The organism is Streptomyces sp. NPDC001153, from assembly GCF_053598315.1.
Map to the genome: position 1 here is coordinate 1 of NZ_JBSFJZ010000116.1, position 4,466 is coordinate 4,466.

Sequence of the window (4,466 nt, forward strand, 5' to 3'; positions counted from 1 at the left end):
AGACTTCCTGCACACCTACAACCACCACCGCTGCCACACCGCACTCGGCGGCCAACCACCGATCAGCCGCGTCAACAACGCTTCAGGTCAATACATCTAGCGCGTCAGCGGCAGCCGGTACACCGAGACATGAGCACGCGACTCGGTGGTGAACTCCGTGCCGGACCAGTCGGCATGCCTGGACTCCAGCTCGAATCCGGCCAGTTGGGCCATGAGGTCGAGCTCGGACGGCCAGATGTAGCGGTGCGGGCTGCGGTACAGCCGGGCCTCCTCGGTGTCGCCGAAGCGGAAGTGGTGCGACACGACCCGCTGGTTGAGGATGTCGTAGGTGTCCAGCCCGATGTACCCGGCGTCGGTGCGCCACACGGTGGCGTGCTTGCCCGGGGGAAGCGTGCGCAGCTCCGGCACCCACAGCTCGATCACGAACCGGCCGCCGGGCGCGAGATGGCGGGCGGCGTTGCGGAAGCACTCGACCTGCTCGGCCTGTGTGAGCAGATTGGAGATCGTGTTGTACACGAGGTAGACGAGGCTGTACGTCCCTGGGGCACGGGTCGCCGCCATGTCGCCCATGACCACGGGGATCGTGGCTTCGTCGGCCTTGGTGCGCAGTTGCTCCACCATCGGCCCGGACAGCTCGATGCCGGTGACGGGAACCCCTCGCCCGGCCAGCGGGACGGCGACCCGGCCGGTCCCGATGGCGAACTCCAGTGCCGCTCCGCCGTCCGCCAGTTCGGCGAGGCGTTCCACCGCGGGGATCAGAACCTCGGGCGCGAACATGCCGGTACCGGGCGTGTCGTAACGCCGGGCCACGGCCGGGCCCCAGATCTCCTTCTGTTCCATGGCGACAACACTCAGCACCGACAGGGCAGTTGTCCATCGAATTACCGCCGTACGCTCCGCCGTCGGCCACGCACCCGTTTTGAACGTGTTCAAATTCAGCGCTACCCTGTGCGCACCGAAGCGAGGGGGCTCGATGAAGGTGGTTCTGCCGGGGGGAACCGGACAGATCGGCACGATTCTCGATCGTGCGCTGACGGCAGCCGGGCACGAGGTCACCGTGGTGACCCGGCACCCGACGCGAGAGCGGCAGGTCGGCTGGGACGGGGCCACACTCGGCCGCTGGGCCGCGGTGGTCGACGGCAGCGACGTCGTCATCAACCTGGCAGGACGCAGCGTGTCATGTCGCTACACCCCCGGGAACCTGCGGGCCATGATGGACTCACGGGTGAACTCGGCACGTGTGGTCGGTCAGGCGATCGCCGCCGCCGCGCAACCGCCGCGGGTGTGGCTGCAGATGAGTACGGCCACGATCTACGCCCACCGCTTCGACGCGGCGAACGACGAGGCGACCGGCATGATCGGCGGCTCGGAGGCCGGCGTTCCGGACTACTGGGCCTACAGCGTCGACATCGCCGAGAACTGGGAGCGCGCCCAGGCCGAGGCGCCGACACCGGCTACGCGGAAGGTGGCGCTGCGGGCGGCGATGGTGATGAGCCCGGACCCCGGCGGGGTCTTCGACGTGCTGCTGGGCCTGGCCCGGCTGGGGCTGGGCGGGCCGGTCGCCGGTGGGGCGCAGTACGTCTCCTGGATCCATGACGAGGACTTCGTCCGCGCGGTGGAGTTCCTGATCGGCCGGGACGACCTCGACGGCCCGGTCAACCTCGCCTCCCCCGGCCCGCTCCCGCATCGGGAGTTCATGCGGACACTGCGCGCGGCCCGGGGCGTCCCCGTGGGGCTGCCGGCGACCCGGTGGATGGCGGAGCTGGGGGCCTTCGCGCTGCGCTCGGACACGGAGTTGCTGCTCAAGAGCCGCAGGGTGGTCCCGGGCCGGCTGTCGGCGGCCGGGTTCGACTTCGGGTATCCCGAGTGGCAACGGGCCGCCGTGGACCTCGTACGCCGGGCCAGGTCGACGCGGTCCCGGGCGGGACGGCTCCGATTTACTTGAAACTACAAGTAATCATGTATCGTGCGACGCGCCCATGATTCACATGTGAAGCACGAGTTCCTCGGGAGGACGCCATGCGCGTCGCCATCACAGGATCCACCGGACTCATCGGCTCCGCTCTCACCCGCTCCCTCCTCGCGGACGGCCACCAGGTGGTCCGCCTGATCCGCGACCGGTCCGCCGCGGTCCCTCAGGACGGCAGCGAGTCCGCGCGCTGGGATCCGGTCGCCGGGCGAATCGACCGCGGTGCGCTCGACGGCGTCGACGCCGTGGTCCACCTGGCCGGCGCGGGAGTCGGCGACAAGCGGTGGACTTCCGCCTACAAGCGGGAGATCCGCGACAGCAGGGTGCGCGGCACCGACACCGTCGCGCGAGCCTGCGCGGCGTCCGCCGGCCCGCCGCGCGTCCTGGTGTCCGCGTCCGCGACCGGCTACTACGGCGACACGGGTGAACGGACCGTCGAGGAGAGCGAGTCGGCCGGAAACGACTTCCTGTCCTCCGTCTGCGTCGACTGGGAGGCGGCCGCCGAACCGGCCCGGCAGGCCGGCATCCGCGTGGTGCACCCGCGCACCGGGCTGGTCGTCTCCGCCCAGGGCGGCGCATTCGGCCGGCTCTTCCCGCTCTTCCGCCTCGGCCTGGGCGGCCGGCTCGGCTCCGGCGAGCAGTACTGGCCGTTCATCTCCCTGACGGACCACATCGCGGCGCTCCGCTTCGCCCTCGGCACCGAGGAACTCTCCGGTCCCGTCAACTTCACGGCCCCCGAACCGGTCACGAACCGCGAGGTGACCCGGGCACTGAGCCGCGCCCTGCACCGTCCGGCGCCGGTCGCCGTGCCGGCCTTCGCCCTGCGCGCGGCGCTCGGCGAGTTCGCCGCGAGCATCACGTGCAGCGCACGCGTCGTACCGGCCGCCCTGCGCAAGGCGGGTTTCGCCTTCGCTCACCCCACGATCGACGCGGCGCTCGACTCGGTGCTGCGACCGGCCGCTTGACGGAACCGTCGGCGCGACGAAGGCCGCCAGCGCGGGGCCGGATTCCGTCTGTGGCGCGCGTGCGTGAACGTCCGGCGCGCGGGACCATGGTCGTCCGTGCGGGGTTCCGGACGACGGGGCCCGGCGGAAGACGGGTGACGAGGAGGATGCCGTGTGCCGACTGTTCGGGCTGATCAGCTCCCCGCTGCGCACACACGCCACGTTCTGGCTGCTGGACGCCCCCGACAGTCTGAGCGTGCAGAGCCGCCGCGAACCCGACGGCACCGGGCTCGGGTTCTTCGACGGGGACGGCACGCCGGAGGTGCACAAGGCAGCGATCGCCGCGTACCAGGACCGCGCCTTCGCCCGGGAGGCCCGGGAGGCCGAGTCGGCCACCTTCCTCGCGCACATCCGCTATGCCTCGACCGGAGGGCTGGACGTGCGCAACACCCACCCGTTCGACCAGGACAGGCGGCTGTTCGCGCACAACGGTGTGATCGAGGGGCTGGACAGGCTGGACCGGCATCTCGGTGAGGACCGTTCACTGGTGCAGGGGGACACCGACTCCGAGCGGTTCTTCGCGCTGGTCACACGGGAGACGGCGGCGCACGGCGGAGACGTGACGGCCGGCATCGTGTCAGCGGCCCGCTGGGTCGCCGGGAACCTGCCCCTGTACGCCCTCAACATCATCCTCGTCACCGACGGAGAGCTGTGGGCGCTGCGCTATCCCGCCACCCACGAACTGTACGTCCTGCGGCGCCCGGCGGGCGGTCACCACGGCAAGCGGCATCTGGACCACACCGGCCGGCACGGTCATATGCGCGTGCGCTCGGCGCATCTGGGTGATCGTCCGTCGGTCGTCGTCGCCAGCGAGCCCATGGACGAGAACCCGCACTGGCAGCTGATGGCTCCCGGCGAGTTGCTCCACGTCGGCCCCGATCTGCAGGTGACCTCCCGCATCGCCGTGCCCGATCCGCCGGCCCACCCGCTGACCCTGTCCGGCCTGCGCCCCGAGGCCGCGGCCTCCCAACGGCCCACGTAGGGCGGCCCCGGCGCTACTCCACGGGTCCGTCCACGGGTGGACTCGCCGTGACCCGGCTCACGGGCTCGAAACTTGCGCAACCCGTAAACTTTCCGGCGTGGAGACTACCGAAGTAACGGGTTGGGAGACCGCCGTGCTCGACGGCGGGCCGGCGGACGGGCTGCGGATGAAGGTCTCCGACCGGCCGCGCGTGATCCAGGTGACGTACCCCTGCCAGGTCGAGGCCGCACCGCCCGGCGGTGTACGCGCCGAGGCGGTGTATCTGTACCGCCGCGACTACAGCGTCACGTGCGAGCCCCTGCGGTACGGCTTCGACATCGCCAGCCCCTGACCCGCGCGGTGGGCGCCGCCCATCCCCCTCTGGTGTGCGGTACTGCGCGACTGTACGACCGGGCCACAGACTCGGTCGCCATCGGTCAGGCGTCGGAGTCCGGCACGCCGCGGGCCGCCGTGTACGCCTGGGACGGTGTCATGGAGATGCCGTTGACGCTGACCGTCCTGTACGGGCTGA

The 4,466-nt window shown here is 71.0% G+C and carries 5 protein-coding genes and 1 pseudogene; 5 read left to right on the top strand and 1 reads right to left on the bottom strand.

All coding sequences use genetic code 11. The annotated features are described in order from the left end of the window. A pseudogene (locus ACWDEN_RS47860) lies at positions 1–100 on the top strand (IS481 family transposase); the annotation flags it as partial. Here ACWDEN_RS47860 and ACWDEN_RS47865 read toward each other — a convergent pair. Next, positions 97–840 (bottom strand): class I SAM-dependent methyltransferase, encoded by a 744-nt coding sequence (locus tag ACWDEN_RS47865; RefSeq protein ID WP_450864421.1) that lies wholly within the window; start codon positions 838–840, stop codon positions 97–99. The pseudogene ACWDEN_RS47860 and the gene ACWDEN_RS47865 sit on opposite strands and share 4 nt — an antisense overlap. Before the next feature lie 133 nt (positions 841–973). Between ACWDEN_RS47865 and ACWDEN_RS47870 the strand changes: the two genes are divergently transcribed. The 4 genes from ACWDEN_RS47870 to ACWDEN_RS47885 all read left to right on the top strand — a co-directional run bounded on the left by ACWDEN_RS47870 (position 974) and on the right by ACWDEN_RS47885 (position 4,286). Beyond that, positions 974–1,945: a TIGR01777 family oxidoreductase gene (locus ACWDEN_RS47870; protein WP_450864423.1), complete on the top strand. Its 972-nt coding sequence runs from the start codon at positions 974–976 to the stop codon at positions 1,943–1,945. A gap of 74 nt (positions 1,946–2,019) precedes the next feature. Beyond that, positions 2,020–2,934, top strand: coding sequence for a TIGR01777 family oxidoreductase (locus tag ACWDEN_RS47875; protein ID WP_450864425.1), 915 nt, complete (start codon positions 2,020–2,022; stop codon positions 2,932–2,934). Between the two features lie 151 nt (positions 2,935–3,085). Beyond that, positions 3,086–3,955: a class II glutamine amidotransferase gene (locus ACWDEN_RS47880; protein ID WP_450864427.1), complete on the top strand. Its 870-nt coding sequence runs from the start codon at positions 3,086–3,088 to the stop codon at positions 3,953–3,955. A 97-nt stretch (positions 3,956–4,052) separates the two neighbouring features. Further along, positions 4,053–4,286 carry a hypothetical protein gene (locus ACWDEN_RS47885; RefSeq protein ID WP_351622328.1) on the top strand — a complete coding sequence of 78 codons (234 nt, stop codon included), beginning with the start codon at positions 4,053–4,055 and terminating at the stop codon, positions 4,284–4,286. The last annotated feature ends 180 nt before the right edge of the window (positions 4,287–4,466 follow it).